Source organism: Methanomassiliicoccus sp. (assembly GCA_012719175.1).
GTDB lineage: Archaea > Thermoplasmatota > Thermoplasmata > Methanomassiliicoccales > Methanomassiliicoccaceae > UBA6.
In genome coordinates, this window is record JAAYAX010000005.1 from 15,255 (window position 1) to 42,152 (window position 26,898).

At 57.9% G+C, this 26,898-nt stretch carries 27 protein-coding genes; 6 read left to right on the forward strand and 21 right to left on the reverse strand.

All coding sequences use genetic code 11. The features are described 5' to 3' along the window. Positions 1 to 14: 14 nt before the first annotated feature. Positions 15 to 380: a hypothetical protein gene (locus tag GXX95_03675; GenBank protein ID NLT37244.1), complete on the reverse strand. Its 366-nt coding sequence runs from the start codon at positions 378 to 380 to the stop codon at positions 15 to 17. Beyond that, complete coding sequence (gene ilvB, locus GXX95_03680) at positions 371 to 2,041, reverse strand: biosynthetic-type acetolactate synthase large subunit (protein NLT37245.1); 1,671 nt, start codon at positions 2,039 to 2,041, stop codon at positions 371 to 373. Before ilvB ends, GXX95_03675 begins: the two co-directional genes overlap by 10 nt. Before the next feature lie 306 nt (positions 2,042 to 2,347). Between ilvB and GXX95_03685 the strand changes: the two genes are divergently transcribed. Continuing rightward, on the forward strand, positions 2,348 to 3,364 hold the full coding sequence (locus GXX95_03685) for a type II glyceraldehyde-3-phosphate dehydrogenase (GenBank protein NLT37246.1): 1,017 nt from the start codon (positions 2,348 to 2,350) through the stop codon (positions 3,362 to 3,364). A 60-nt stretch (positions 3,365 to 3,424) separates the two neighbouring features. Here the strand turns inward: GXX95_03685 and GXX95_03690 are convergent, their stop codons facing one another. Continuing rightward, entirely contained in the window at positions 3,425 to 4,510 is a 1,086-nt protein-coding gene (locus GXX95_03690; GenBank protein ID NLT37247.1) for a sodium:calcium antiporter, read from the reverse strand. A gap of 60 nt (positions 4,511 to 4,570) precedes the next feature. Continuing rightward, positions 4,571 to 5,311: an HNH endonuclease gene (locus GXX95_03695; GenBank protein NLT37248.1), complete on the reverse strand. Its 741-nt coding sequence runs from the start codon at positions 5,309 to 5,311 to the stop codon at positions 4,571 to 4,573. 121 nt (positions 5,312 to 5,432) lie between these two features. Between GXX95_03695 and pgk the strand changes: the two genes are divergently transcribed. Beyond that, positions 5,433 to 6,659, forward strand: coding sequence for a phosphoglycerate kinase (pgk, locus tag GXX95_03700; protein NLT37249.1), 1,227 nt, complete (start codon positions 5,433 to 5,435; stop codon positions 6,657 to 6,659). Here the strand turns inward: pgk and GXX95_03705 are convergent. From GXX95_03705 to GXX95_03765, 13 genes are all read right to left on the reverse strand, one after another. After that, positions 6,656 to 7,807 carry an aminotransferase class I/II-fold pyridoxal phosphate-dependent enzyme gene (locus tag GXX95_03705; protein NLT37250.1) on the reverse strand — a complete coding sequence of 384 codons (1,152 nt, stop codon included), beginning with the start codon at positions 7,805 to 7,807 and terminating at the stop codon, positions 6,656 to 6,658. The genes pgk and GXX95_03705 overlap by 4 nt on opposite strands. 12 nt (positions 7,808 to 7,819) lie before the next feature. Further along, positions 7,820 to 8,650 (reverse strand): diaminopimelate epimerase, encoded by an 831-nt coding sequence (locus GXX95_03710; protein NLT37251.1) that lies wholly within the window; start codon positions 8,648 to 8,650, stop codon positions 7,820 to 7,822. Between the two features lie 159 nt (positions 8,651 to 8,809). Further along, the gene (gene lysA / locus GXX95_03715; GenBank protein ID NLT37252.1) at positions 8,810 to 10,069 is read right to left on the reverse strand and encodes a diaminopimelate decarboxylase; all 1,260 of its coding nucleotides are present in this window, start codon (positions 10,067 to 10,069) and stop codon (positions 8,810 to 8,812) included. Between the two features lies 1 nt (position 10,070). After that, entirely contained in the window at positions 10,071 to 11,426 is a 1,356-nt protein-coding gene (locus GXX95_03720; protein ID NLT37253.1) for an aspartate kinase, read from the reverse strand. After that, positions 11,423 to 12,202 carry a 4-hydroxy-tetrahydrodipicolinate reductase gene (locus GXX95_03725; protein ID NLT37254.1) on the reverse strand — a complete coding sequence of 260 codons (780 nt, stop codon included), beginning with the start codon at positions 12,200 to 12,202 and terminating at the stop codon, positions 11,423 to 11,425. Before GXX95_03725 ends, GXX95_03720 begins: the two co-directional genes overlap by 4 nt. Before the next feature lie 11 nt (positions 12,203 to 12,213). Then, entirely contained in the window at positions 12,214 to 13,086 is an 873-nt protein-coding gene (locus GXX95_03730; GenBank protein ID NLT37255.1) for a 4-hydroxy-tetrahydrodipicolinate synthase, read from the reverse strand. A 1-nt stretch (position 13,087) separates the two neighbouring features. Then, positions 13,088 to 13,510, reverse strand: a complete 423-nt coding sequence (locus tag GXX95_03735; GenBank protein ID NLT37256.1) for an Lrp/AsnC family transcriptional regulator — start codon at positions 13,508 to 13,510, stop codon at positions 13,088 to 13,090. 125 nt (positions 13,511 to 13,635) lie between these two features. Then, a complete protein-coding gene (locus tag GXX95_03740) occupies positions 13,636 to 14,085 on the reverse strand; it encodes a hypothetical protein (protein ID NLT37257.1) in 450 nt (149 codons plus the stop codon). 1 nt (position 14,086) lies between these two features. Next, positions 14,087 to 14,728: an orotate phosphoribosyltransferase-like protein gene (locus GXX95_03745; GenBank protein ID NLT37258.1), complete on the reverse strand. Its 642-nt coding sequence runs from the start codon at positions 14,726 to 14,728 to the stop codon at positions 14,087 to 14,089. 46 nt (positions 14,729 to 14,774) lie between these two features. Beyond that, positions 14,775 to 15,662 carry a 2-dehydropantoate 2-reductase gene (locus tag GXX95_03750; GenBank protein ID NLT37259.1) on the reverse strand — a complete coding sequence of 296 codons (888 nt, stop codon included), beginning with the start codon at positions 15,660 to 15,662 and terminating at the stop codon, positions 14,775 to 14,777. Next, positions 15,659 to 16,630 carry a methylated-DNA--[protein]-cysteine S-methyltransferase gene (locus tag GXX95_03755; GenBank protein ID NLT37260.1) on the reverse strand — a complete coding sequence of 324 codons (972 nt, stop codon included), beginning with the start codon at positions 16,628 to 16,630 and terminating at the stop codon, positions 15,659 to 15,661. The genes GXX95_03750 and GXX95_03755 overlap by 4 nt, the downstream gene beginning before the upstream one ends. A 69-nt stretch (positions 16,631 to 16,699) precedes the next feature. Then, a complete protein-coding gene (locus GXX95_03760) occupies positions 16,700 to 17,197 on the reverse strand; it encodes a nitroreductase (protein NLT37261.1) in 498 nt (165 codons plus the stop codon). Between the two features lie 82 nt (positions 17,198 to 17,279). Beyond that, positions 17,280 to 18,815 carry a mechanosensitive ion channel family protein gene (locus tag GXX95_03765; protein NLT37262.1) on the reverse strand — a complete coding sequence of 512 codons (1,536 nt, stop codon included), beginning with the start codon at positions 18,813 to 18,815 and terminating at the stop codon, positions 17,280 to 17,282. An 87-nt stretch (positions 18,816 to 18,902) separates the two neighbouring features. On the opposite strand from GXX95_03765, the gene GXX95_03770 reads away from it, so the two are divergent. Beyond that, complete coding sequence (locus tag GXX95_03770; protein NLT37263.1) at positions 18,903 to 19,787, forward strand: hypothetical protein; 885 nt, start codon at positions 18,903 to 18,905, stop codon at positions 19,785 to 19,787. Between the two features lie 153 nt (positions 19,788 to 19,940). Here the strand turns inward: GXX95_03770 and amrS are convergent, their stop codons facing one another. Next, entirely contained in the window at positions 19,941 to 20,954 is a 1,014-nt protein-coding gene (amrS, locus tag GXX95_03775) for an AmmeMemoRadiSam system radical SAM enzyme (protein ID NLT37264.1), read from the reverse strand. 2 nt (positions 20,955 to 20,956) lie between these two features. Continuing rightward, entirely contained in the window at positions 20,957 to 21,916 is a 960-nt protein-coding gene (thiL, locus tag GXX95_03780) for a thiamine-phosphate kinase (GenBank protein NLT37265.1), read from the reverse strand. A gap of 163 nt (positions 21,917 to 22,079) precedes the next feature. On the opposite strand from thiL, the gene larA reads away from it, so the two are divergent. The 3 genes from larA to folP all read left to right on the forward strand — a co-directional run bounded on the left by larA (position 22,080) and on the right by folP (position 25,582). Further along, positions 22,080 to 23,321 carry a nickel-dependent lactate racemase gene (larA, locus tag GXX95_03785; protein ID NLT37266.1) on the forward strand — a complete coding sequence of 414 codons (1,242 nt, stop codon included), beginning with the start codon at positions 22,080 to 22,082 and terminating at the stop codon, positions 23,319 to 23,321. A gap of 1 nt (position 23,322) precedes the next feature. After that, the gene (locus tag GXX95_03790) at positions 23,323 to 24,426 is read left to right on the forward strand and encodes a (Fe-S)-binding protein (protein ID NLT37267.1); all 1,104 of its coding nucleotides are present in this window, start codon (positions 23,323 to 23,325) and stop codon (positions 24,424 to 24,426) included. Positions 24,427 to 24,580: 154 nt separating this feature from the next. Beyond that, positions 24,581 to 25,582 (forward strand): dihydropteroate synthase, encoded by a 1,002-nt coding sequence (gene folP / locus GXX95_03795; GenBank protein NLT37268.1) that lies wholly within the window; start codon positions 24,581 to 24,583, stop codon positions 25,580 to 25,582. Here folP and GXX95_03800 read toward each other — a convergent pair. Both GXX95_03800 and cysK read right to left on the reverse strand, forming a co-directional pair. Beyond that, the gene (locus GXX95_03800; GenBank protein ID NLT37269.1) at positions 25,572 to 25,772 is read right to left on the reverse strand and encodes a DUF2116 family Zn-ribbon domain-containing protein; all 201 of its coding nucleotides are present in this window, start codon (positions 25,770 to 25,772) and stop codon (positions 25,572 to 25,574) included. The two genes, folP and GXX95_03800, sit on opposite strands and share 11 nt — an antisense overlap. Positions 25,773 to 25,859: 87 nt before the next feature. Further along, positions 25,860 to 26,777 carry a cysteine synthase A gene (gene cysK, locus GXX95_03805; protein ID NLT37270.1) on the reverse strand — a complete coding sequence of 306 codons (918 nt, stop codon included), beginning with the start codon at positions 26,775 to 26,777 and terminating at the stop codon, positions 25,860 to 25,862. Between the last annotated feature and the right edge of the window lie 121 nt (positions 26,778 to 26,898).

Genomic DNA, 26,898 nt, shown 5'->3' on the forward strand with positions numbered 1-26,898 from the left:
GCACCATGTCCTTACTAATTTTTCCCGCAGTTATCTATGCCCCTGTATAAGCAATGTTCGGCAGTCCGTCTCATCTCACCAGCATCCTTGTCCTCGCTGCAGGCGATGATGTAATCGGAGCCCTTGCTGGGTGATGATTCCCAGAAGCAGAAGTAGTCCTCGTTGAGATACTCCGCGGAATTGACGTCATGAAGAGCCATGAGCGCATGGAGCAGCCGACCGTTCATTCCGCCGGTCTCCGCTTCCACTATCATGGTTATCTGTCCCTTGCTGCGGGCCATGAACGCCTTTTCCACGTTTATCTTTCTTCTACCAAGCTCCACCAGGACCCTTTGGAACAGCCCTTGGGAGTCGACGCCAACTATCTTGATCACTTCCATCTGCACCTACCTCTTATCACTGAATCTGCCTTACCGCCCGGGGGGATCATCGGGAGGACGTCCTCCTCGGGGTCCATATGAATGTCGATGAGGTACGGGACCCCGGCCTGCAGCCCTGTCCTCAGCGCTTCTTTGAGCTCGGACGGACGCTCCACATGGGCACCATCGGCACCATATGCCTGGGCCAGCTTCACGAAGTCAGGATTGTTCTTCAGTTCCGTTCCGCTGTACCTCCTCTCGGCGAACAGCTTCTGCCATTGCTTGACCATTCCCAGCCACCCGTTGTTGAACACGCAGACCACCACCGGCAGGTTCTCGGACACCGCTGTGGCGAACTCGTGAGAGACCATCTGGATGCTCCCATCGCCCGCGATGTCGATGACCGCTCGGTCAGGGAACGCGACCTTGGCCCCCAGGGATGCAGGGAACCCGAAGCCCATGGTCCCGAAGCCACCGGAGGTGATGAACTGCCGAGGGTAGCGGGCCTTGAAGAAATGGGCCGCCCACATCTGGTTCTGTCCCACCTCCGTGCACACGATGGCGTCATGAGGAAGGGAGCGGTTGAGCTCATGAATGGCGAACTGGGGGAGGATGGGGGTCGATTCGATGTTGATGTTGCAGTTGCAGTTGTCCAGCAGCTCCTTGATGCGGAGGGTCCATGCTGTCTCTCCCTTCGACGTGTTAAGGCCTTTAATTATCAGCTGGAGCGCCTTCTTGGCATCGCCGACCATGCGCACCTGGGTGCGAGCGGACTTGCCAGCTTCGCCGGGATCGATGTCAACATGAATGATCTTCGTGGATATGGGCAGCTCTGACTGGGCGCCGGAGCTGCGGTCCGAGAACCTGGTTCCGACCGCAAGGATGACGTCCGCTTCCAGGAACGCTTTGCGGGCCACCTCTCTGCCGTGCATGCCGATGATACCTAGTGAAAGGGGATGCTCTTCGGGTATGACGCCCTTGGCCATGATGGTGGTGGCGACCGGCGCCATGAGCATCTCCGCCAGTCGAACGACCTCCCCGCTGGCGTTGGACCAGATGATGCCTCCGCCCACGAGTAGCAGGGGCCTCTCCGCGCTCTTCAGGATCTTGAGGGCCTCAGGGAGGTCAGCGAAGTCCTCGAGGGGGGGCGAGTCCGGGAACTCCTTAGTCATCTCCTGGTCAGGGACCTCTCCCTTCTGAACGTCCGAGGGCAGGTCGATGTGCACTGGCCCCTTCCGTCCCTCGTTGGCTATGGCCACACCCCTCTTGATGGCCTCGGGAATCTCCGAGGGAGTGAGGATGCGGAAGTTATGCTTGGTTATGGGCATCATCAGGGAGAAGGAGTCAGCTTCCTGGAAGGCCTGGTTCCCTATGGCGGAGGTGGTGACCTGACCGGTGAGAACGAGCATGGGTGATGAGTCCACATAGGCGGTGGCCACTCCGGTGACCAGGTTGGTCGAGCCCGGGCCGGAGGTCGAGGTGCAAACCCCGATCTTGCCGGTTGCCCTTGCGTACCCATCAGCCATATGGGCCGCGCATTGTTCATGTCGGACCAGCACGTGTCGTATGTTCGAGGTCAGGATGTCATCGTAAAGGGTGAGGGTGGAACCCCCAGGGTACCCGAACATGACTTCGACCCCTTCTTTTTCTAGCAGTGTGAGAACGGCCTTAGATCCTCTCAAAAGATCACCTTTTCATGAAATGTGCGAGGACACCCATCAATCTGGATGCCTCTACCTAATCAAAACTACCACTACGCCCAGCAAAGAAGAAACTATTGAAGTGGGTGTGGTAATGCCTTGCATTGATTCCCAAATATGAGCAATCGTATTTAACCCCTTGCCAACCATTGGCCTGAACGATCATTGATGCTGGAGCGGGCCCGCACCCGCCATTAAAAACAACCAGGATTGTTGCCAAGGCATCGATATGATACCAAAACTCAAATAAAGACCACTGTATTTGACTCGTCTGACGGAGACCAAATCATGAAGGTAAGGGTCGGCATCAACGGTTACGGTACCATCGGTAAGCGAGTGGCCAGTGCGGTCAAGGCCCAGGACGACATGGAGATCGTGGGGGTCAGCAAGACCAGGCCGTCGTACGAGGCGAGGCTGGCAGGAATGGAAGGTTTCCCCCTGTATACGGCCACCAATGAACAGGTAGCGGCCTTCGAGAAGGACGGGATAAAGGTCGAGGGGACCATCGATGACCTTCTGAAGAAGGTGGACATAATCGTGGATGCCACGCCTGGAGGTGTGGCTGAGAACTACAAGGCCATGTACGAGAAGGCGGGGGTCAAGGCTATCTTCCAGGGAGGGGAGGACCACGGCCTCACCGGGATATCGTTCAACGCCTTCGCCAACTACAATGAGGCCTGGGGGGCGCAGTTCGCGCGCGTGGTGTCATGCAACACCACCGGCCTGGTGCGGACACTATACCCCCTGGACAAGGTCTTCGGTATCGAGAAGATATCGGCCACCATGGTCAGGAGGGGCGCCGACCCCGCTGATATCAAGGGCTCCGCCCTCAACTCCCTGGAGCCCACCCTCAAGCTTCCGACCCACCATGGTCCCGACGTGCAGACGATCATGCCGTGGCTGAACATCACCACCATGGTGGTAAAGGCCCCCACGACCTTGATGCACGTCCACTGCATAGTGGCCGATCTCCGCAAGAAGGCCAAGGACCAGGACATCCTGGCAGTGTGGGACAATGTCCCCCGCGTCAAGTTCGTGAGCGGCAAGGACGGGATCAAGAGCACCGCCCAGATCATGGAGCTGGGGAAGGACCTGATGCGGGAGCGCGGCGACTTCATGGAGATCGTGGTATGGCAGGATGGCGTCAAAGTCATCGGGAACACGCTGTACTACTATCAGGCGGTCCACCAGGAAAGCGATGTGGTCCCGGAGAACATCGATTGCATACGCTCGATAATGAAGCTAGAGCCCGATGGCATGCGGTCCATAAAGAAGACCGACAAGAGCCTGGGCATCGGGAAGTAAACCCTTACAATCCCTTATTTCTATTTTTATAAATAGTTGATGTGCGAGAGAAAAGGAAGCTCACACCGAGAAAAGGACCAGGGCTACGAACAGGACATACAGCACACCGCCCAGGAACAGACCGCTCTTCTTGATCTCCCTATGGCTGGATTCCAGGTAAAGGACCACGCCGGAGAACAGGGCGATGACGATGCTAATCGCCTGCAGCATCTCCGTAGTGTTGGCCAGGTTCAGATGCCAGTTGGTGAATAGTATGCCGATGGTGACCGGGATGCAGGACTGGAATACCATGGCCCCAGTGATGTTCCCAATGGCGAAAGTGTCCTTGCTGTTACGAATCCACATGAAGGAGTTGAACTTCTCCGGCAGCTCCGTGGCGATGGGGGTTATGATTAGTGCCAGGATGACCGTGCTTATCCCCAGCTCGACCGCGATAGCCTCGATCTGTTCAACGAACATGTTAGCCCCGATTATGATAAGGCCTAGAGCGGCAGCGACCTGCAGGAAGATCAGGGGTGTGGAAGGCTCGTTCTCCCGAATGAGGTCCAACGATCCCGCTATGGGGTCCTCGAAGCCGGTCTCCGGCCGCTTCTTAACCCTGTCCACCATCTTCTTGGTGTACAGCTGCTTCACATCGTCCTCGGCGCATGCCCCCATCCCATGGGTGTACGTGTACCAGATATACACTCCGTACAGGGGGATGAGGCCAAAGCCGAGGATCCACTTGAACCAGTCGAACTCAGGAGGGGCCAGAGCCGCGACGATGGCCAGGGTGTATGCTATGAGGAAGAACTTCAGGTCCCTTCGAATGCACTGACCGTTCACATGGAGGGTGGTGGTCTGCCTCCTCTTGGCGAACAGGAAGACGGAGACACCACATACGAACAGCGCCAGGGTGGCGAGCATAAAGGGCGCACCCAATATAGCCCCGGTGCCGATCTCATGACCGGACTCCCCGCCCACGAAAAGGATGGCGATTATCGGTATCAGAGTCTCCGGAAGGGCCGTCCCCACCGCTGCCAGGAGGCTCCCCACGCAGCCCTCGGAGAGCTTGAACCTCTTGCCGATCCACTCCACGCCGTTCGTGAAAAGCTCGCACCCTAGTAGGATGACAACAAAGCTCAAAAAGAACATCAGGATGTCCATATCGTTCCTTTCACCTAACAAAGAACCTTTAGATATAAATTTTGAGCCATGGGGAAGTGGTTATAACGCATCCCAGGGGTCCTCCACGAAATCCTCGTCCTGATCTTGAAGCTCCCACATGAGATCACGTCGCTCCCTGCGCCTCACCACCAGGTCGACAGTAAGATCGTGGGTGTACACTTGATGACATGCAGGGCAGAGGGTCTTGAGGTTGCCGGGGTGGTCCGAACCTCCGAGCACCCTGGGCACGATGTGGTGGACCTCCAGCGATTCCCAGCGATACCCTCCGCGGCCACCCCTCTCATGGGGATCGTACACCTTACGGCGCCGTCCGTTGAAGCTTGCACCGCAGTCCTGGCACCTGTAGCGGTCCCTCCTTAGCACTGCGGCCTTAAGGCGCTGCCACACCAGCCTTCTTATCAGGGCGGTGGTGTGCTCGTCGTACGGTGGCCGGGAAGTGCCCTCATCATAGTAGCGGTGCCCTTCAGGGGTCTCTCTGCGGATACGAGCCAGTTCCACTTTGAAGGAGCTCCAAGCCTCACAGAGCATCTGGGAATTGGAGCCCTCGCGGTGACGGCGGTGGCAATAGGGACAGTCAACCATCCTCGCCTTTTCCGCCCTATCGCTCCACTCACGAAAGGGGCAGGCGGCCGCCAGGGATCGGTCACAGCGCACCGGGCCTCTGCCATCCCTCGCCTGGAACATTAGCGCCATGCCGTCTTCGGCCAACCGGGTCGTTTCCCGCCAACAGTAGCTCTCCCTTTCGGGCAACAGCCGGTGGCGACAAGGCAGGATGCTCATATCTTCATAATGCCTCCTCTGACCCATAAACATGGCGAGCCTAGGTGAACTGGAGCAGAAAGGTTAATTCGGGAATGCCGCATGGAGGTAGCATGGCCCTACCCGGAGGCCGGCGATCTTCATGAAAGAGTTCAATACCCTCGATGATTTTCAGTTCGAGAACAGGACCGTCATACTGCGAGTAGACATCAACTGCCCTCTGATCAAGGAGACCCTGGAGGTCGAGGATGACAACCGTATCCGGCAGATCATACCCACGGTCCGCGAGCTGTTGGACAAGGGTTCTAAAGTGGTGTTGTTAGCTCATCAGGGCCGTCCCGGGGACTGGGACTTTGTCCGCCTGGACAGGCACGCCGTTATTCTATCGAGATACCTTGGCAAGCAGGTGAAGTACGTGGACGACATCGTGGGTCCCACCGCCCAGGCGGAGATAAAGGGCCTAACTCCGGGGAACGCCATCCTGCTCAAGAACGTGAGAGACCTTCCGTATGAGCAGGAAAAGAAGAGTCCCGAGGACCACGCCAGGTGCGAGCTGGTGACCGCCCTCGCCCCCCTGGCGGACTACTTTGTCAATGATGCCTTCGCCACCGCCCATCGCTCCCAGTGCTCCCTGGTGGGCTTCCCAGAGGTCCTCCCTTCGGCGGTAGGCCGGCTTATGGAGAAGGAGCTGACCGCCCTGCAGTCGGTGTTCGATGACCCTCAGCATCCCTGCGTCTTCATCCTCGGAGGGGCTAAGTTCGGGGACTCCATCAAGGTCATCGAAAGGGTCCTCAGCAACGGTACCGCCGATTGGGTCATCCTCGTGGGACTGAGCGCCAACGCCTTCCTCACCGCGCGCGGTGTGGAGCTGGGAGAACCCTCGAAGAAGATATTGAAAAGCGAGCTGACCCCGGAAACCTTGGAGGCGGCGAAGGAGCTCTTCAAGGCGCATGGCCCTAGGATACTTCTCCCCTTTGACGTGGCGGTGGAGATCAGTGGCCAAAGAAGGGACATGATGGTGGGGGACCTACCCATAGACGTCCCCATATTCGACATCGGAAGGTTCTCCACCGATAAGTTCACCAAGGTGCTGTCCCAGGCCCATACGATATTCATGTCCGGCCCCGCAGGGCTCATCGAGAAGGAGCAGTTCTGCCTGGGAACGAAGGAGCTGATGACCGCCATGGTGCACTCCAAGGCCTACACCCTGATAGGAGGAGGACACACCGTGGGGGCGGCCGAGCGCTTCGGGCTCGCCGAGAAGTTCACATATGTGTCCACTGCCGGCGGGGCCCTGGAGACCTTCATCCTGGGCAAGCCCTTGCCTGCGGTGGAGGCGTTGAAGAAATCCAGATGCGCGAAGGCCTAGAGGGCCTTCCTCATCCGTTCCAGCGCTTCCTCTATCCTGTCAGTGGGCTGGGTCAGGGCCATGCGCACGAACCCCTCCCCGTTCTGGCCAAAGCCTACTCCGGGGGTCACTACCACGCCCTGGTCCAGCATGCGATTGGCGAAATCCATGGAGTCGCGCTCCACGTTGAAGAAGAGATAGAACGTCCCCTTGGGCATCTTGACATTGAAGCCCAGCTTCCTGAGCCCGTTCACCATGACGTCCCTCCTCTTCTGGTAAACGTCGACATTGTCCTGAACGATCTTCGGACGGCGACCGTCGTGGTATTCGCGGAGCGCGGCCACCGCGGCCTTCTGGATGAACTTGGGCGCTCCTGAGTCTATCTGGGATTTCACCTTCTTCAGGCCCGCGATTAGCTTGGCATCTCCCACCGCGTAGCCCAGGCGGTACCCTGTCATGTTGAAGGTCTTTGATAGCGAGCCGAACTCGATGGCCTGGCGGCCATACTGCAGGATGGAGGGGGCGACGAAGTCATCGTAGGTCATCTCCGAGTAAGCGTTGTCGTAGCAAAGGATGGTGTCGGTGTCGTTGCACCACCTCAGCGCCCTCATGAGGTAGGCTCCGTCGGCCACGGCACCGGTGGGGTTGTTGGGATAGTTGAGGTAGAGCATCCGGGCATCGTTCGGGCACTCATCGAAGTTGAGCAGAAAATCGTCATTGTCGTACAGGGGCACCTTCACCGGGTGAGCATCGCAGAGCAGGGCGGCACCCTGAGAGTACACTGGATATGCGGGGTCCGGGCTCAGCACCATGTCACCTGGGTTCACGAAAGCCCTGGCAACGTTGGCTAGCCCCTCCTTGCTCCCCAGCAGGATGACCACCTCGCGGTCGGGATTGAGTTCCACCCCGAAGCGGTTAAGGTACCACTCAGCGATGGCGATGCGTGTGTCCCGCTCGCCCGCGGAAGTGGGATAGCGGTGGTTCTCGGGATCGTCCAGCTGCTTCTTTATCTCATTAACGATGGGCGACGGCGTCGGCAGGTCGGGGTCGCCTATCCCGAAATCGATGATGTCCACACCCTGATCGATCTTCTTGCTGACCTTCTCCTCGATCTCCGCGAACAGATATGGAGGGATGCTTTTCAAACGCTCCGCGAACTCTATTGCCATTATATCACCTGTTCATAGCTCCATCTCGCCCTGGAATACTCTGACGGCAGGGCCGGTCATCCGGACCATGGAGAGATCCTTCTTAACGTTGATGGTAAGGTCCCCTCCTGGCAGGCGGACGATGACGTTCTTCCCCAGAGGGACGATCCCTTGGAGGCCGGCGGCCACGGCGGTCGCGCAAGCCCCTGTCCCGCAGGCCTGGGTCCACCCTGCCCCGCGCTCGTAAACAGTAACGTCCAGCCTATTATCTCGAGACTGGACGAACTCCACGTTGGTCTTCTTGGGGAACATGGGGTGGGCGTGCACCACCGGTCCGAGCTCCTGGACCTCCATGTCGGCCATCTTCTGAAAGATCACGAAGTGAGGATTGCCCATGCTCACCGCGGTGCCTTTTATCTTCATGCCGTTGACCTCGATGGTCCCGTCGACGAAGCGCCCCTCACAGTCCATAGGCACATCCCTGCAATCCAACATGGGCGCTCCCATGTCCACGGAAACCTCGGTGACCTCTCCCTCGGATATGGTCACGGTCACCTCCTTCATCCCCCCCAGAGTGTTGATCCGCATGTGCTCCATGGGAGCAATGGCGAAATCGTAGAGGTGCTTGGCCACGCAGCGGATCCCGTTGCCACACATCTCCGCCTCGCTTCCGTCGGAGTTCATGATCTTCATGAAAGCATCCCCCTCCTCATCCGGGCGGATGTACAGGATGCCGTCACCCCCTATCCCGGTCCTCCGGTCGCAGAGCCTCCTCACGACCTGGGGATCTGTCGGGGCCTGCATCTCCAGGTCCTCGAAGAGGATGAAATCATTGCCCAGTCCGTGGTACTTCCAGAAGATCATAGCAACCTACCTGATTGATCCTTCAGCTATGAATCTATTGTCAAATACCCACGTGGCAAATAACAATGGGGCCAGACTACCTGGGCTAGCACCATATCGTCCGCTCATTTCATCCACTAGAGATTGGAATGACATTCCCTCACACAGCGTGTAGGATGCTTACAGCATCAGCCTTGAGGGCAGTCGCTGATGCCTCAGCAGCTCGTCGACGCTCTCCCGCTCCCGGATCAAGTTGACCTCGCCCTTGTTCACCAGCACCTCACGCGGTAGAGGCCGCATGTTGTAGTTGGAGCTCATGGAGAAGCCGTAGGCGCCCGCATCATATACGCAGATGACGTCCCCCTCCTCTACCTTCGGCAGGAGACGCTCACGGGCCAGGTGATCGCCGGTTTCGCACAGGGGTCCCACGACATCGTACGTGATCTCCCCAGGACGATCGAACTTGTTGGCCACCGCTACATGGTGGTAAGAGCCGTAGAAGGCAGGCCTTACCAGGGTGTTGAAGCCAGCGTCCACGCCCGCGAACATCTTGTCTGGCGTTTCCTTGACGTCGACCACTGTGGTCAGAAGGACGGTGCTGTCAGCAACTATGGAACGGCCAGGTTCCAGCACTATCTGCTGTGCCGAGGTACCGTTCTTGATGCGGGAGGTCACTTCCTCGGCCAGACGGTCCAGGTCCATGGGTGCTTCTTCCGGATGATAAGGTATGGGGATACCGCCCCCGATGTCGATGAACTTCATTCCCAGGCCCAGCTCGGCCTCCAGTCTCTGAGATATGGAGACAAGCACGTCGGTCCCTTTCAGGAAGGGCTCGATGTCCTGCCCTCCAGAGCCCAGGTGGAAGTGCAATCCCACGGGACGGAACCCCAGCTGTAACGCCTCCGAGTAGGCCTCCATGATGCTGTTGAGCGGTATCCCGAACTTCGTCGACCGGGAGCCCGTCACCACTTTCTCATGGTGTCCCGAACCTATCTCCGGGTTAACCCTGAAGGAAATGGGTACGTCAGTGGATATGGTCGCCAGACGCCTAAGCTCTGAGAAGGAGTCGACGTTAATGGGCACCCTCCTCCCGACGATCCCCTTCAGCTCCTGGGTGGAGACGTTGACCCCTGTGTACAGGATGCGGTCAGGAGAATAGCCAGCCCTGAGGCAGGTCTCGACCTCGCCGATGGAGACCGCGTCGATGCAGCTCCCCTCTTGTTCCAGGATGCGGAGTATGGCCAGGTTGCTGTTGGCCTTGCAGGCGTAGTTGATCCTGGTGGGCATATGCTTGGCGAACGCGCTATGCACCCTCCGATAGTTGTTGCGAACCGCTTCCTCGTCGGTAACGTATACCGGGGAGCCATACTTGCTGACGATATCGGTGGCCTTGACGCCTCCGATGATCATCTGACCATCCCTGCTCTCGAACTGTCTCATCTCAACCACCAATGAACGCATTATGTATGGCGCGGACGACGTCCTGCGCCTTCTCGCTCGGGACCATGAAGTTAAGGGCCACGTCGGACGCGCCTTCAGATATGAGCTCGATGTTGGCGTCCACCTCGGCCACTTTCGCGAACACCCTCGCCGACACCCCCGGCGTGTTCAGGAGGTTGTCCCCGACGCAGCAGATGAGCGAGATCTTGCTCTTCACACTGACCTTCTCCACCTGGGGTTCGTTCAAAGCGTCGATCCTTCTCTTGACCTCCTCCGCCGCGGTGCTGGGTATGACCATCGCCAGGGTGGAGAGGGATGTGGACACGGCGTAGCTGTTGACCGCAGCGTCGGAGATGACCCCCACCAATCGGGAGATGAGGCCCGGCTGATACACGATCTCGGACGAATAGACCTTTACTATGGACAGATCGGACTTCACCGCTACCGATCTCAAGGTGACCCCACCGTTGATCCTCTGCCCGCGGATGATGGTACCTCGGGCATCGGGGTCAAAGCTGTTCTTGACCACCAGGGGGATCCCCTTGCGCCGAACGGGCTCGATGGTTCGGGGGTGCAGCACCTTGGCGCCGAAGTACGCCAGTTCCGCGGCCTCGTTATAGTCCATCTCCTCGATGCTCTTGGCCGACGGGACCGCCCGCGGATCGGCGGTCATGAAGCCGTTGACATCGGTCCATATCTCGCAGCAATTAGCGTCTATGCCGTAGGCGATCACGCTGCTGGAGTAGTCAGAGCCGCCCCTTCCGAAGGTCAGGGGACGACCCTCGACATCACAACCGTAATATCCTGTTACGATCGGCGTGATGCCCTGTTGAAGCAAGGGTACGACCGTCTGCTGGAGATTTCTATGCGTTTCTTTAAGGTTGGCCGAACCGTTCCCTGGCTGACCTTCGGCCACAATGCCCGCCCTCTCTGAGGACAGGGGCACGCTCTCGATCTCGCGGGCACGGAGAACATGGGCCATCGTCAAGGAGGACAACCGCTCCCCCCAGGAGGAGATGGTGTCGTCGAGGACATGGTCGATCTCGAACTCATACCTCGCCTCCATCGCCCGCCGCAGATCATCAAGGCTGAGGTTCAGCTCCTGTCCGTACTGGTCCAATGGATCCGTTCCTAAGATGGAATTGGCGCAGGTGAGATACCTCTCCCTGAGGTCGCCTATGATGTCACTGATCGGCCTTCGTTCACGCAATCCATTGATCAGAGAATTGGTAACCCCGGACATGGCCGAGACCACCACGACCTTCTTAGCGCTCTCCCTGCTGATGATTGAGGCGGTCCGCTCGATGGCCTCTACGCCACCTAAGCTGGTCCCCCCGAACTTCATGACCTTGATCATAGACCCAACACCTCTTCCATAGAATGGACCATCCCATCTTTCCTTCCGGCCACCCAACGAACGGCCAACAAGCAACCTTCGGCGAACGCCTCCCGGGAGTGGGCCCGGTGGGTCAGCTCGATCCTTTCCTTCTTTCCAGCAAATATGACAGTGTGCTCACCAACGACATCCCCCGCTCTCACTGAATGGATGCCGATCTCCCTTCCCCTCGCTCCGACCATGCCCTCTCTTCCGTAGATGATCTGCCCTACGTCAGTGGCCTCACAGATTATATCCGCGGCCCGGCGCGCTGTACCCGAGGGGGCGTCCTTCTTTTGGGAGTGATGTACCTCTACGATCTCCACATCATAGTCCTTGAGTGAGCGGGCCAGCATGTCGCATGTCTTGAAGAAGACGTTCACGCCCACTGAGAAATTTGGGGCCACCACGGCCGAGGAGCCATGCTTCTGAACATGGGAACGCAGTTCGGCCATGACCTCGGCAGGTATGCCCGTCGTTCCGATGACGTAGTTCAGACCAGGACGCATTATGGACGGCAGGTTCATACCGATGGCCGTGGGAGAGGTGAGATCGACATATACGTCCGCGTTCGAGAGCACCTCATCCCGGCTCCCCATCTCCCTAGCTTGCACCCCTGGAGCTATCTCTCGCCCAGCACTTTCGCTGCCTGCAGATACCAGGCCGCCCACCAGGCGCATATCGTCCCGCATTTTTATGAGGGAGCACACCAAGCTTCCCAGCTTGCCCGTGGCCCCTCCCACGACTACACTGATCAAATCGGCCACCCTTAGATCAGCTTGCGTTCTGCGAGCACCGACCTCAGTGCCTCCAGGTTCTTCTGGCTCATATCACACAGGGGAAGTCGGAACGTTCCCGCGGGCCTTCCCATGAGGCGCAGCGCGGTCTTGACGGGGATGGGGTTGGTCTCCAGGAACAGGGCGGTGAATATCGGCAGCAGATTTTCGTTGATGCTCCTCGCCTCGGTCATGTTCCCGTCCAATATCGCTCGGACCAGGGACAGCATGGCCTCAGGCAGTATGTTGGAGGTGACCGATATGACTCCCTTGGCCCCCAATGCCATGGCCGGCAATACCATGGTGTCATCGCCCGATAGCACGGTAAAGTCCTTGGGTGCACCTGCCAGGATCCTCGCGATCTGATTGATGTCCCCCGATGCCTCCTTTACCCCGACCATACTGGGTATCTCCGCCAGCTTGAGCATGGTGGCGGCGGTGATATTGGAACCGGTGCGGGAGGGAATGTTGTATATTATCGTAGGAACGTCCACCGCGGCGTCGATGGCCTCGAAGTGCTTGATTATCCCTGCCTGTGTGGGCCTGTTGTAGTAAGGGGACACGGACAGAACGCCGTCCACCCCCAGGTCCTTGGCGCCCTTGCTTAGATGTATGGCCTCGCTGGTGGCGTTGGAACCTGTCCCAGCGATGACCTTGGACTTTTTAGCCTCATCCCGTACGATCTTTATGACCTGCAAGTGCTCCTCGTGATTGAGCGTTGCGGATTCGCCAGTGGAGCCGCAGGGCACTAAGATGCGAATCCCCCTTTCCTCCTGGAATCTGACCAGCTCCCTAAGGCCATCCTCGTCGATGTCCCCCGTACGGGTCATGGGAGTAATGATGGCAGTAGCGCATCCAGAGAACATCTCATGCGCCCCCGAAATGCTCTTTGAGGATCAGCCGGGTCCGGGTGGATTGGACGTTGTCGAACCTTCTGATCCTCTCTATGATCTCGTTAAGCTGAGGTGAGGAGGTGACATCGATGATGGCGACCACATCCTCCTCGCCCGTGACCTCGAAGACCTCGGAGACGCCCTCGAACTTGGAGATCTTACCGGAGACGTCGGACGTGTTTACGTTCACATTGATCTTTATTTCGATTATAGCCTTGACGTTCTTGCTGCTGGTCTTGATGGTGAAGCACTGGATGACATTGTCATCCACCAATTTACGGACCCTGCTTCGGATGGTCCCCTCTGATACCTTCAGCTGGTTGGCGATGTCCACGAAGGGTCGCCGGGAGTCCTTCTTGAGGATCTCGATGATCTTCTCGTCCAGGTAATCTATCACGTTTTCCACCTCATTGAATTGAATATTACGAATTCCTCAATACTTTTTGATGATAATGGAGGTATGTTATTTAATTATTCTGAATTTTGCTAGATATGCTTCTGGAAAAATAGAATGAAATTACGTTATCGGACCTCTTTCAGGAACTCTTGCCATCTCTTCGCATCTTCGACCTTCCCCATTAGCTCACGGTACTTTATCTGGTCATCCTTCTCGGAGGTGCTGCGGAGCTCGTCGACCGCCCTCATCAATGAGCGGGCCTCGTTCATTAGCCCACAGGCCTTGGCTCGGGTCACGTCCCCATGCTTGATCTCCCTCTCCATCTCTTTTATCTTATCGTCCAGCAGGCGGGCCAGTGTCTCCGCCTCGCGGCGCTCCTCCTCGGTATGACTGTCGCGAACGATATAGTCGAACACGATGTCCCGTAGGTTGACCTTACGATCACCTACGACGATATCCTGGGGTATGACCTCGCCTACCCAGAAGAGGAGAGAGTGGATCCGCGACACGATCTTGTCGCGGTCTTCCCGGGAAAGGCGGGGCGGCCCTTGGCAGACGTCCTTAACATCAGGCATGTCAGTGATAGGGGAAGGAGTGCAGGGGACCTCCTCCTAGGATGGTCCCCCCCATCGATCGTGCCCTGATCAGGCCACGAAGGGGCACCCCTCCGATCTCATTGAGGCTGCTCTTGTTCACGATGACCACTATCAGAACGGGCTCGCCCCCGGCCTCCCGAACGTCCTTAATGGCCTCTTCCGCGGTGGCGCCCGTGGTTATGACGTCGTCGATGATGACCGTTCTCTTGCCACCTATGGACGCATAGTTGGCAGAGATGGCGCCCCCCGTTTCTCCCCTCTTCGCGGGGGGCTTGTACACTGCAAGGTCCAGGCCGAGGTTCTCCGATATATACGTCGCGAAGGGGACACCGTTGAGGGCGATCCCCAGGACCGTATCCACTTCCAACTTCTGCTTGTCCAGTTCCTCCTCGATGATGTCTGCAAGGATATCGCTCATCAACGCCATGCGGGTGCCGCTGACCCCCAGGCTCCTCCACCCGATCTTAACATCGCTGGGAGGGAGACCGCCATCCTCGCCTTGTTCCACCAGATAGCGGACGGTGTCTACTGACAGATGGAGCTCGTCTGCCACCTCTCTGTCGCTTAGCCCCTTTTCGTTCAGCACCCGTGCCCTCTTGGTCAGCTCTTTGACGTCCACCATGGTCTCGCCTGATAATGGCCCGAACGCGCTATTAATTGCTTTGGAACTAAAGCGATCGGACCAGGGACCACAAGGCACGGTTGACAGGCATGCTCACACCATAGCATTCGCCCGCTTCGGCCAGGGCCCCGTTTATGGAGTCGATCTCGGTCCTCTTCCCCCGTTCCACGTCCTGAAGCATGCTGGAGCGGTTACGGGCGGTCATCCTCGCGACCTCCAAGACCTTCTCGAAAAGGTCTCCCCGTCCCAGCGCGATCCCGTTGGCCTCTGCGGCCTTAGCACACTCCTGGCATGCCGCCCTGCTCAGCTCCTGCAGCTCCCTCTGCTGGCTGATGCATCCGTTCTCCTTCCTTACCAGAGCGGTTATGGGATTGATGGACGCGTTGATTATGGCCTTCATCCAGATCTCAGGGCCGATGTTCGCGGAGACCCGCGTGGGCAGCCCCACGGACGACAGCGTCTCGCCCACCCTGATCGCCAGGCCATGCTGCCCCGAGGGCGATCCCAATACGGTCTCCCCCAGGCCGGCCAGGCATATGTATCCAGGTCGGGAGAAGGTGACCCCCATAAAGGGGACCCCCATGATGACCCGCGAGCCGAAAGCTCTTCCCAAGGTCTCAGAGTTTCCAAGACCGTTCTGCAACGAGACCACGGCCGTCTCCTTGCCCACCATGGTCTCCACCTCTCGAACTGCCACGCGAGTATCGTAGGCCTTGACCGTCACCAGCACCATGTCCTGTATGCCCAGGCCCTCAGCGACGGTCGTAGCCTTGGGGTGGTGGACCCCTTCCAACATCCCGCCGATTTGAAGCCCGTTCGTGTTCACGGCGTCGATGTGCTCCTGGCGTCCCACCAATGTGACATCATGGTCCTCTGACAGGAGCCCTCCGTAGAGGCTTCCCAACGCTCCCGCCCCGAACACCGCGATCCTCATCGGTGCGATCTCCTGAACTCGTTAGCGAGCTCGTGCGCTCGTCGAAGAGGAGAAGGGATGCCGTTCCTGATCAGAGGTTCGCATACCGCCACGGCCGTGGCCAGGGACACTCGGTGACCCACTGATACATAGGTGGACCTCTTCCCCGTGCCTAGACGGTATCCCTTCAGCTCACCGTCAAGGAAGATCGACGCCTTCCCATCCCGGGCCTCACCTACCTTTCCAACGAGATGCCTCTTGGCCGCGCCTATTGTAGGCACCTCTAGCATCAGACCTAGCTGAGAAGCGATCCCCGCCCCCCGCGGGTGAAGTACTCCATGCCCGTCCACGAGGTACACGATACCCTCACGACGATCGATCAGCGGCCGCAGGACCGGAAGCTCCCGGTAGGCCAGGTACGTGGGTATGTACGGAAACCTCACGGTGGTGTGCTCCGTCCTCTCCTCCACCAACTTCCCCGAGTTGAGATCGCATATCACTATGGCCCCGTACGCGTTAGGACCATCGTACGAGACATCAAGGCCCGCGACCAGGTGTGGCCTCTCGCCTTCGTCCTTCTCCACCACCATGGTACCGAGCCGGGTCTGCTCCTCATGCAGTTCCCTGAGGACCGGTCGTGAACGGAAGCCGGTAAACCTTATGGTCTTCAGGTCATGGACCGTGCCCTCGACCACCTTTACTCCCTCATCCCCCAGCAATCTTTCCTTCTCCGCTGCCCCTTTACCATGACCTCCATACCATCCAGCCCTTCCCGTGGAGTATACGACCCGGTGGCAGGGGACGACTATGGGAGTAGGATTCTTCGACAACACCTCACCGACCATCCTGGCGGCCACGGGATCTCCCATGGCAGCAGCGATGTCGCCATAGGTGGACACCATACCCTTAGGTATCTGGCTCGTCAGCTCATAGACCAATGAGATGAGGTCAGGTTCTTTCCTTGCAGGAGGGGCTCGCGTTCCGGTCATAAATTCCGGGCCTCAGCCACGTTGATCGGATCGAAGGGGGATAGGACCTGACGGCCACCAGTCGATCTTCTAGTGGGCGCCATATCTGTTTTCGAAGACAAGCTCATCCATAGATTTCCGTGGGCGGGCCTCCGGTGATTCGTCAGGGTAGCCCAAGGTAAGGCAAACGGTTACCGTGCGGTTCCCCGGCACACCCAGGACCTCTCCCACCTTTTCCTTGTCGAACGCACCGATCCAGCACGTACCCAGCCCCTTCTCGTGAGCGGCCAGGGTGATGTGGTCCATCATGATGGTCACGTCCACGCGGCTCCACTTCTGCTGAGGGTCCTCCACGGCTACCAAAAATACCGAGCACTCCTCCACGAACTTCTGGTTCTTGCAGATGGGGACAAGCCCTGCCTTAAGTACGGGGTCCTTGACCACAATGAGCTCCCATGCCTGCCTATTGGCCGCTGAGGGCGCCAAGCGTGCCGCTTCCAATACTTCCTTGAGAACATTGTCCGGGATATCCTTCCTCTTATACCTGCGAACGCTCCTGCGTGTCCGAATGGCCGTGGTCACATCCATGATCTTCCGTCCTCTTCAACTGATTAGCGAATGTACCGACACCTTAGAAATATATTGTTAAAAGGGAAGTTCTTGTCCCTCCCTAGGGTCCTTTTCTATCGCTCTTCAACGTCACCACGTTCTGGGGGAAGGGGATCTCGATGCCCTCGGCCATGAAGCGGTCGTATATGGCTTGGCGCACCTCTGATGCCACCCGCCACATCTTCTTTATCTCCACCCAGTACCACAGCTTGAAGTCTACGGAGGAATCTCCGAACTTGGCCAAGCGGACATACGGCATCTGCCCATCCTGCCTTATGATATCAGGATGGTCGGAGGCGATCTTCAGTAGGACCTCCTTCACTTTGTTCAGGTCGGTACCGTAGGCCACGCCCACCTCCGCGCTCATGGAGCGGTGCATGTCCGGCCGGGAGTAGTTTATCACCTTCTTGTTGACAACATCGTTGTTGGGAACCACGATGATCTCATGGTCCGCGGTGTTGTACATGGTGGTGGACCGCAGACCTATCTTCTTTACCTCGCAGATCTCCCCGGTATCGATCTCTACGAGGTCCCCCACATTGAAGGGACGGTCCAGAAGTAGCTGCATACCTGCGAACACGTTGCTCAGGGTCTCCTGCACGGCAAAGGCGATGACTATTCCTATGACCCCAAAGCCAGCGACCAGAAGGGTGAGGTCGATCCCGAAGAGGCTAAGCACCGCTCCCAGGGCGAACGTGGGTATGAGGATGAGGCCAGCCTTGTGAAAAAGGGGTACCAGAACATCATCGACCTCGGTATCGGTCACCTTGGACCACTTCTGAGCATAATGGATTATCACCCTGTCGAAGATGAGATAGGCCACATAGGCTAAGACCAGGATGAGAAGGATCTGGTACAGCAGGATTATGTTGACATGCCACTCCTGAGGTATGTCTATTATGGATAGGGAGTCCACCAGGCCAAAGATCACGATCAGTAGGAATATCGGTACCCGGGTGACCTCCAGAATGCGATCGTCCAGATCGGTCTTGGTCTTTCTTGTCAGCATGTGGATGAAGGGGTCCACGATGAAGTAGATGAAGGCGGCTATTGCCAGCCAGAATATGACCGTGAATATGAAGGACCATATCAAGGTGTTGAAGGGGGAGGGGAAATTGTTGTCCCAGATCCCAAAGATCTTGTTCCCTGTGGACTCGAAGAGCGCTTCCACATGGACCATCGCCGACTTGGTCACCAAGTACACCTGATCAGGGTCGCTCATCTTGGTGAAGGTCATGTTGACATGGATAGGAAAGTCCATAGACTCCACTGCCTGAGTGGAGGACAACACAATGACTATCTCCCGGCTGGTCCCAGGCTCGAAAGCAGAATAATCTTGGCCGATCCCCAGGTCTACGTTTGAGGGCAGCCTGCCCTCATCGTTCGGACCTAAGGTCCCCACAACCTCCAGGAGGTAAGGTGAGGTATCATTGTTGTACGCTACCCAGGTGAAGGTAATGGACTCGGTTGCCTCATCGATCTTCTCATAGCCTTCCTGTACCTCCAGGACATTGATACCATCCCCACTTACCGTTGGGGAAAGTAGGGCGATGGTCAGGATCAGCAGGACGGAAGATATCGCAAAGCTCCATCTCATCGTCTGCCAGGATAAAATACTCACTAATTAATTTTCCTCGATAGCCATGTAGAAAGTGTTTTTAGCAACCAGCGTTTGGCCAGTCGCATGGACTGGATATCTGTCCTCAAGGTTGCCATTGCGTTCATCGTGCTAGCCATCGCCGCCCGGGCTGATTGGAAGACCAGAGAGGCATCGGACGTGTACTGGATGGTGATCGGTGGGGCGGGCCTGGCATTCCTCGCGGCGCAGATACTCTTCGATGGAGCTAACATCGCATATCTAGCCATATTGGCCCCAATCGCATGGTTCTTCGTGGACATCTTCTGGGACCGGAAAGGGATGTTCGAGGACGGGATAAGCCCAATTCCCATGGGATTGTATGCCATGTCCTTCGGACTTCTTGCCGTGATGATCTACCAGTACAACGCTGACATCTACTTCTGGAAGCTGATGATAGTCCCTATCATGTTCCTTATCTTCATTCTCCTCTATCAGTTTGATATCATCAAGGGAGGTGCAGACGCGAAGGCCTTGATCGCCCTCTCCATCATGTTCCCGCTCTATCCCATCATTGAACCGTTCCCATTGATCGCCCTTCCCTATGACGCGGCCCAGTTCGTGCTGCCGTTCCCCCTCCTGATCCTGTTCAACGCAGCCATTATCACCGTTATCGTTCCCGTTCTCCTACTCTTCTACAACCTTTCCAAGAAGCAGGTCCGGTTCCCTGCCATGCTGCTCGGTTACAGGATGCCCATTGAAGAGGCCAAAGGTAAGTTCGTGTGGCCCATGGAGCGTGTAGAAGAGGGGACAGTGAAGTTCAGCGTGTTCCCTCCGGCCTCAGAGACGGTCGAAGAGGACCTGGATAAGCTCAGCGCCGCCGGGCAAAATGAGGTATGGGTCACCCCCAAGGTCCCTTTCCTCATTCCTATCGCCGCATCATTGCTGTTCTCGGTCGTCATCGGCAACCTCCTGTTCCTGTTCATCCGCTGAAATACTCTCGGATCTCATGAGATAGGCGGACGCGAGTTCAGCAGGGACGGCCCTCTTAACGGAGCTGCATACGGTGGAGGTGAAAGGATGAGGCCTCAGCGGAGGCAAGCGCCATTGACCCTCTCCTCTCTCACCTGCAAGGAGTTCGATCGTTCACCGTTCCTTCTTCGAGCAGACCATGTTAAGGTCCCGGCCGCACACCGTGCACCGCCCCTCACGAACATTCAATAGCAGGACCTGGTAACCACGCCTTTCCACGACCTTCGTATGACACTGAGGACATGTGGTATCCCCTCCTCCAGGGATGTTGATGTTCCCGAGGTAAACGAAGTTCAGCCCCGCCTTGACCCCCATCTCTCTGGCGATCTCCATCGTGGACCGTGGTGTGGGAGCCCGGTCGGACATCTGGTAATCAGGATGGAATCTCGTAAAGTGCACAGGAATGTCGGGGTCGATGTTCGCTACCCAAGCAGAGAACTCGGATATTTCTTCGCGACCATCGTTCTCTCCCGGGATGATGAGGTATGTGAGCTCCACATGGATACCCAGCTCATGGGCCAGAGCCACGGTGTGCAAAACCGGCTCCAGGGAGGCCCGACAGACCTCGGAGTAGAACCTGCCGGTGAACCCCTTGACATCGATGTTCATCGCGCCAAGTTGTTCAGACAGCTCCCGGAGGGGAGCCTCTTGGATGAAACCGTTGGTAACATATACTGTGAACAATCCCCTGTCCCTGGCGACCTTCATGGCATCATAGGTGAACTCATGCCAGATGGTGGGTTCGTTATAAGTGAAGGCCACTCCGCGACAACCTTGGGCCATGGCCATCTCGCTCACCTCTTGGGGTGCCATATCTCTCAGGGGCAGGTCCCCCATCGCAGCCTGGGAGATGAGGTAGTTTTGGCAGTTCAAGCACCTAAGATTGCATCCAAAGCTCCCCAGGGAGAAAATGGCTTCACCAGGATGAAAGTGGTACAAGGGCTTCTTCTCAATGGGATCGACGTTCATGGAGGATACCTTACCGTAGTTTATACTGTACAGGGTGCCTTCGCGGTTCTCGCGTACTCCACATATCCCCCTCTTCCTCGACGCGATGAGACAGGAATGCGGGCACAGGTGGCAGCGCACCCTCTCCCCTTCTCCGGTCCAGAATCTCGCTTCCTGCATGGTCACCTCCTGAAATGCTCGTAGCCCCTGGTGTCCAGGGGCGTTGCTTTTTCACCGACGATCAGTTGGTTCTCTCTTCCCTTGACCTGACCGATGATATGCATGCGTCCTCCCAGCGCATTTTGCAGTGGTTGTGAGGCCTGGGGGGAGAAGGTGAACAGAAGCTCATAATCTCCGCCAAAGTGAAGCACCAGGTCCTCCAACGGGACGCCGCTCTTCCGGGCCACCTCCGCGACCCCATCGCCCACAGGTATGCTCTCCCAGACAACCTCGAAACCCGTTCCGCTCTGCCTCGACAGCTCCCCGATGGAGTAGGCCAGTCCGTCGGTGATGTCCATGCACGAGGTTACCTTTCCAGAGGAGGAAAGGACCATGCCCTCGGCCGTCCGGGGCTGAGGTTCCAGGAGAGCCTTCACGGCAAGAGGGGCATCAATGTCGTTCCTGATGGCGGCATACCCCGCCGCGGACAGCCCCAGCGGCCCGGTGACAGCGATCATATCCCCCTCCCTCGCGCCCCTCCGCAGCAAGATCCTATCCTTATCCACCAGGCCTAGTGCGGTGCCTGCCAATACTATTCCCGTACCTTCCTTGGTATCGCCGCCCAGGAGGTCGGCGCCCACAGCCTGGCAGCAGTCGTTGACCCCCTGTGAGATGCTCTCCAGCCTGGTGAACGGCATATCCCGGGGGAGGGTGTAGGCCATCACCAGCCCTAAGGGCCGTGCGCCCATGGCCGCGATGTCGCTGAAGTTCACGGCGGCGGCGAACCATCCCACCTGCCAATCGGTCATTCCGTCGGGGATGTGGGAGGTGCGGGTGATGACATCGGTGGACACCACCAGGTAGCGATCCCCCAGGTCGATGGCCGCGGCATCATCTCCTGGCCCCACGGCCACCGTGGTCCTGACCCCTTGGAGCAGCAAGGTCACGATCTCCTTCTCCCCGAGGTCTGCTAGGGTCTTCATGACCTTACTAAGGAGCGTGGGGGCCTAATATCCTTTTTTCCGGTGGGATGCGTTATTCCCTGGCGACGGTTCCAGTAGGTCGCCTCTCACAATTCGCAGAGATAGATGTTAGAAATTATCAAACGATTAAATATCGGCTCCATTATTCCAAATTGATTGAGGTATGAGGCTCACTATCCCGTATGGAAAGGACGAGAAACAGTTTGTTCATCTGCCAGAGGAGAACTTTGCTGGTACCATCTACCCTAAGGACGTTCATGTGGGGGACGAACGTTCAGAGGTCAGACGGGCATTGGAAGCCCCGGTCGCCGGTCCATCTCTGGAGAAATTCCTGGAAGGGGGAAAGGACATCGTTTTCATCGTCAACGACGGTACACGACCGACGCCGACCTGCAAGGTCCTGGATGCCTTGAGCGAGAGAATGGATCTCACCAAGGCGAGGTACCTCATCGCCACCGGCGACCACCGGGCGCCCACCGAGGACGAGTACCGTTTCATATTCGGGAAGCACCTCGATAAGCTGCGGTCGAACATCCATTGCCATGACTCCAAGAAAGACAACTGTTTGTTCCTAGGCACGTCCAAGAACGGGACCGAGATGCTCGTGAACGAGATGGCTGTCAACGCCGACCGGCTGGTCATCATCACCTCGGTGGAGCCTCACTATTTCGCAGGCTACACTGGAGGGCGCAAATCCTTCCTCCCCGGGGTGGCCGCTCGCAAGACCATCGAGCAGAACCACAAGCTGGCCATGAAGCAGGAGGCTCAGGCGCTGGTTCTGGAGGGCAACCCTGTGCACGAGGACATGATGGATGCGCTTAAGGTAGTGAAGGATAAGCCCATATTCGCTATCCAGATAGTCCTGGACCGCCACCAGAGCATCTACAAGGTGGAGGCCGGGGACCTGCATGCCTCTTTCGCCCATGCAGTAAAGTGGGCCAACGAGGTCTTCTCCGTGGGGATCGAAGAGAAGGCCGATGTCGTCGTGTCCATAGCCCCCTACCCCATGGACGTGGACCTATACCAATCGCAGAAAGCACTGGACAACGGCAAGTGGGCCCTCAAGGAGGGCGGAACGATAATCATGGTGTCGAAGTGCCGGCAAGGCATCGGCCATGATACCTTCCTGCAGCAGCTATCGCTGTCCCAGGACCCCCGCGAGGTCCTTGTGAACCTGGCGCGGGAGTACAAACTGGGATATCATAAGGCGGCCAAGATGGCGGAGATCGCCGTGTGGGCCAATGTCTGGGCCGTTACCGACCTGGACCCTCAACTTCTGCAGAAGGCCAATATCCGGCCGTTCGCGACCGTACAGGAGGCCGTCGACGCCGCACTGGCCAGCAACAAGGATGCCAAGGTCCTTTTCAATATGGATGGGAGCATTACCGTGCCGAGGGTGATATGAGATGGCCGATACTATCGACGCAAAGAACCTGGAAGAAGTAAAGAAGGAGATGATGACCTGCACCATGTGCGGGTTTTGCAAGAGCGTTTGCCCTGCGTTCGAAGATATCGGCTGGGACATAGGTGTGGCCAGGGGAAGGGTGATCCTGGCATACGGGCTCATGCAGAAGGAGATACCGGCGGACCCCTCGGTGGTGGAGGCCTTGTACCAATGCACCACCTGCAAGGACTGCGAGAGGCGATGCCCATCGAAGGTTAAGGTCGTCGAGGTAGTGGAGAGGGCCAGGAAGGACCTGGTAAATTCCGGCATCTCGTTACCTGCCCACCGCAAGGTGGTGGAGAGCATCAAGAAATATGGAAACCCGTACGGCGACGAGCGTCCCGTGGCGGAGGTCTTCGGGGAGAAGCCTCATAAGGCAAGATTGGGCTACTTTGTCGGCTGCACCTCCGCTTACCGCAACCAGTCCACTGCCAAGGCCACGATATCCATACTGAAGAAGCTAGGTGAGGACTACACCCTGCTGGACGAGTCCTGCTGCGGGAGCGTTATGGGCAGGGTAGGCTGGTCCGATAAGGACGTGGAAGCACAGATGGAGAGGAACGTTCGCTCCATAGCCGATCAGGGCGTGGAAGAGGTGATATTTTCCTGCGCGGGCTGCTACCGCATGTTCAAGGAGGAGTACCCCAAGCATGTGGACGTTCCATTCAAGGTCCGTCATGTCTCCGAGTTCTTGGCGGACAGGGACATCAAGCTATCAAGCTTGGACAAGAAGATCACATACCATGACCCCTGCCACCTGGGACGCCACTCCCTGGTCTACAAGGCCCCCCGGGAGGTGCTTTCCAGAGTACCGGGTGCATCCTTCAAGGAGATGCCCCGCAACTCCGCGGAGGCCCGTTGCTGTGGTGGCGGCGGAGGTGTCCGTTCAGCCTACCCCGATCTGTCGGAGCAGATAGCTGCCAAGCGGGTGCAGGAGGCCGATTTCGCAGACGTTCTGGTCACCACCTGCCCGTTCTGCGTCAACAACCTCAAGGTCGGGAAGGACCGCTCTCAGTCCAAGGTCGAGATCAAGGACCTGGTGGAGCTGATCGATACCCTGATGTGACATGATATTCAGGGCAAGGACCTACCCTTCAGGGACCGCCGTAAAAAATGACCTACGTAGGTTAGGGTTCGATTACCCAGAGGTCTTCCCTTCCGAGCTGATGGCAGCGCTGTTCGTCGAGGGTAACGGCCCTGAGGTTCGGTCCTTCTGCGACATGCTGCGCGAGAAGGGCACGCGGTGCCTATGTCGGAGAACGGGCCTACAGTACTGGGCCTGCGTGCTGGCAGGGGACCTTCGTTCCCTGGATACCTTGGTCGGGGAGGACGAGGATGCCTTTTCGGCACTTCAGGCGTACTGCTCTCAGGGCGCGCCCTCCATGACCCTTCCCCGAGGTAGTCTGGACTTCAGCAGACCCCTGGTCATGGGGATAGTCAACGCCACGCCTGATTCATTTTCCGAGGGCAGGGGCGAAGTGGACGTCGGTGAATGCGTCCAGCGTGCCCTGCGGATGGTGGCCGAGGGAGCGGACATCATCGACGTGGGCGGTGAGTCCACCCGTCCCGGGGCGCTTCCAGTAGATACCCGGGAAGAGCTGGGGAGGGTGGTCCCGATCATCAGCTTCCTGTCCGAGCGAACCACGCTCCCCATATCCGTGGACACCCGCAAACCGGAGGTGGCCATGGCGGCCATTGAGGCCGGGGCGAGCATAATCAATGACGTGTCCGGTCTGGAGGACCCGGCCATGGTCGAGGTCGCCTCCCAAAGTAATGTATCGGTCATCCTCATGCATATGCTGGGCGATCCCATGACCATGCAGGAGAAGGTGGACGCGACCACGTACGAGGATGTGGTCGCCGACATCATGCGGTTCTGGGAGGAGCGGATGGACCTCGCCGAGGAGCGTGGGTTGGGCCGCGACCGGATCATCCTAGACCCCGGAATAGGCTTCGGAAAGCTCCTGGAGCATAATCTGGAGATCCTCGATCGCCTCCGGGAGATGCGCTGTTCCGGCCGACCCCTCCTGATAGGGGCGTCCCGGAAGGGTTTCATCGGCCGGATCACCGGGGAGCCCCCGGAACAGAGATTGGGAGGAAGTCTGGCCGCGGCTGCCCTGGCCGCACTGAACGGGGCCAATATCATCCGGGTGCACGACGTAAGGGAGACCGTGGGCCTGCTGCGGACTTTGAACGCAATTACGAACGGGTCTAGAACTTGACGAAAGAGAACACCCACAGCAAAAGCAGGACGATGGCAGCGGCAACATAGAACAACGTCATCTTGCGGCTACCCTGCTTCTTCTTGAGCCCATGCTCAACCATGCATTCCTCGGAGCAGTAGTCCTTGTTCTCCGGGATGGGGTCCTCGCAGTTCAGGCAGTGCTTGTGAGGAGGCAAGCGGACGGGCATAACATCGCCACTATGCGCGTCAGGGGCTTAACCTTATCCGTCGACGAAGAGGAAGACCGGGACCGTTGTGTAGCGGACCTCGGTCGCTCAGAACAGGGCGGTTGAGAAGTACCGGGTGCAGGAATCCGGGGCCAGGGTGACCACTTTCCTTCCAGGCCCCAGGTCCTCGGCGACCCTTATGGCCGCGGCCACATTGGCCCCCGTGGAGATGCCCCCCATGATCCCTTCCTCTCTCATGAGCATGAGGGACATCTGAATGGCCTCGTCCGAGGCGATGACCTCCACCCTGTCCACCACATCCATCTTGACCAAGGGTGGGATGAAGCCATCGCCGATGCCCTCGATCTGGTGGCAACCCTTCTCACCGCCGGACATGACGGCGGACTCGGCCGGTTCCACTGCCACTATCTCGGCATCGATATGCTCCTTCTGAAAGTACCGGGCCACTCCCATGAGGGTTCCGCCCGTGCCCACTCCCGCGACGAAGGCGCTGATATCCCGGCCTACGCCCCTCACCAGCTCCGGGGCGGTGGTAGCCTCATGGGCCCGGGAGTTGTCCTCGGAGGAGAACTGGTCGGGGACCCACACCTTGGGGTCGTTCGCCTTGATCTCGTTGACCTTGGCCAAGGCCAGGCCCACGTCGCTGCCGCAGCCGGGGGTGCATACGATGTCCGCCCCCAAGGCCTCGATCAGGGCTTTCCTCTCCTTGCTCATCTGTTCCGGCATGACGATGGTCACCTTGTAGCCTTTGACGGCCCCTATCATAGCGAAGGCGATCCCTGTGTTGCCGGAGGTGGCTTCCACAATGCGGTCCCCCGGATGCAGGTCCCCGCGTTCCTCGGCCCTCTCCACCATGTACTTAGCGATGCGGTCCTTAACGCTTCCCGAGGGATTGAGGTAATCAAGAAGAACGTGCACCTCAGCGCATCTCTCAGGGACGATGTTAGTGAGCTTGACGACGGGATTATTACCTATGGAGCTTAACAATCGTGGCACGGGGCGCATCTTTTCCCGTATAGACATATTTCGATATAACGTTCCTTCGGTCACGGGTTATTAAATTGGGTATTTTTAATATTTATAGTTGATAGATAAACCGACAACTCATCCGACCTTGCGATGTCCC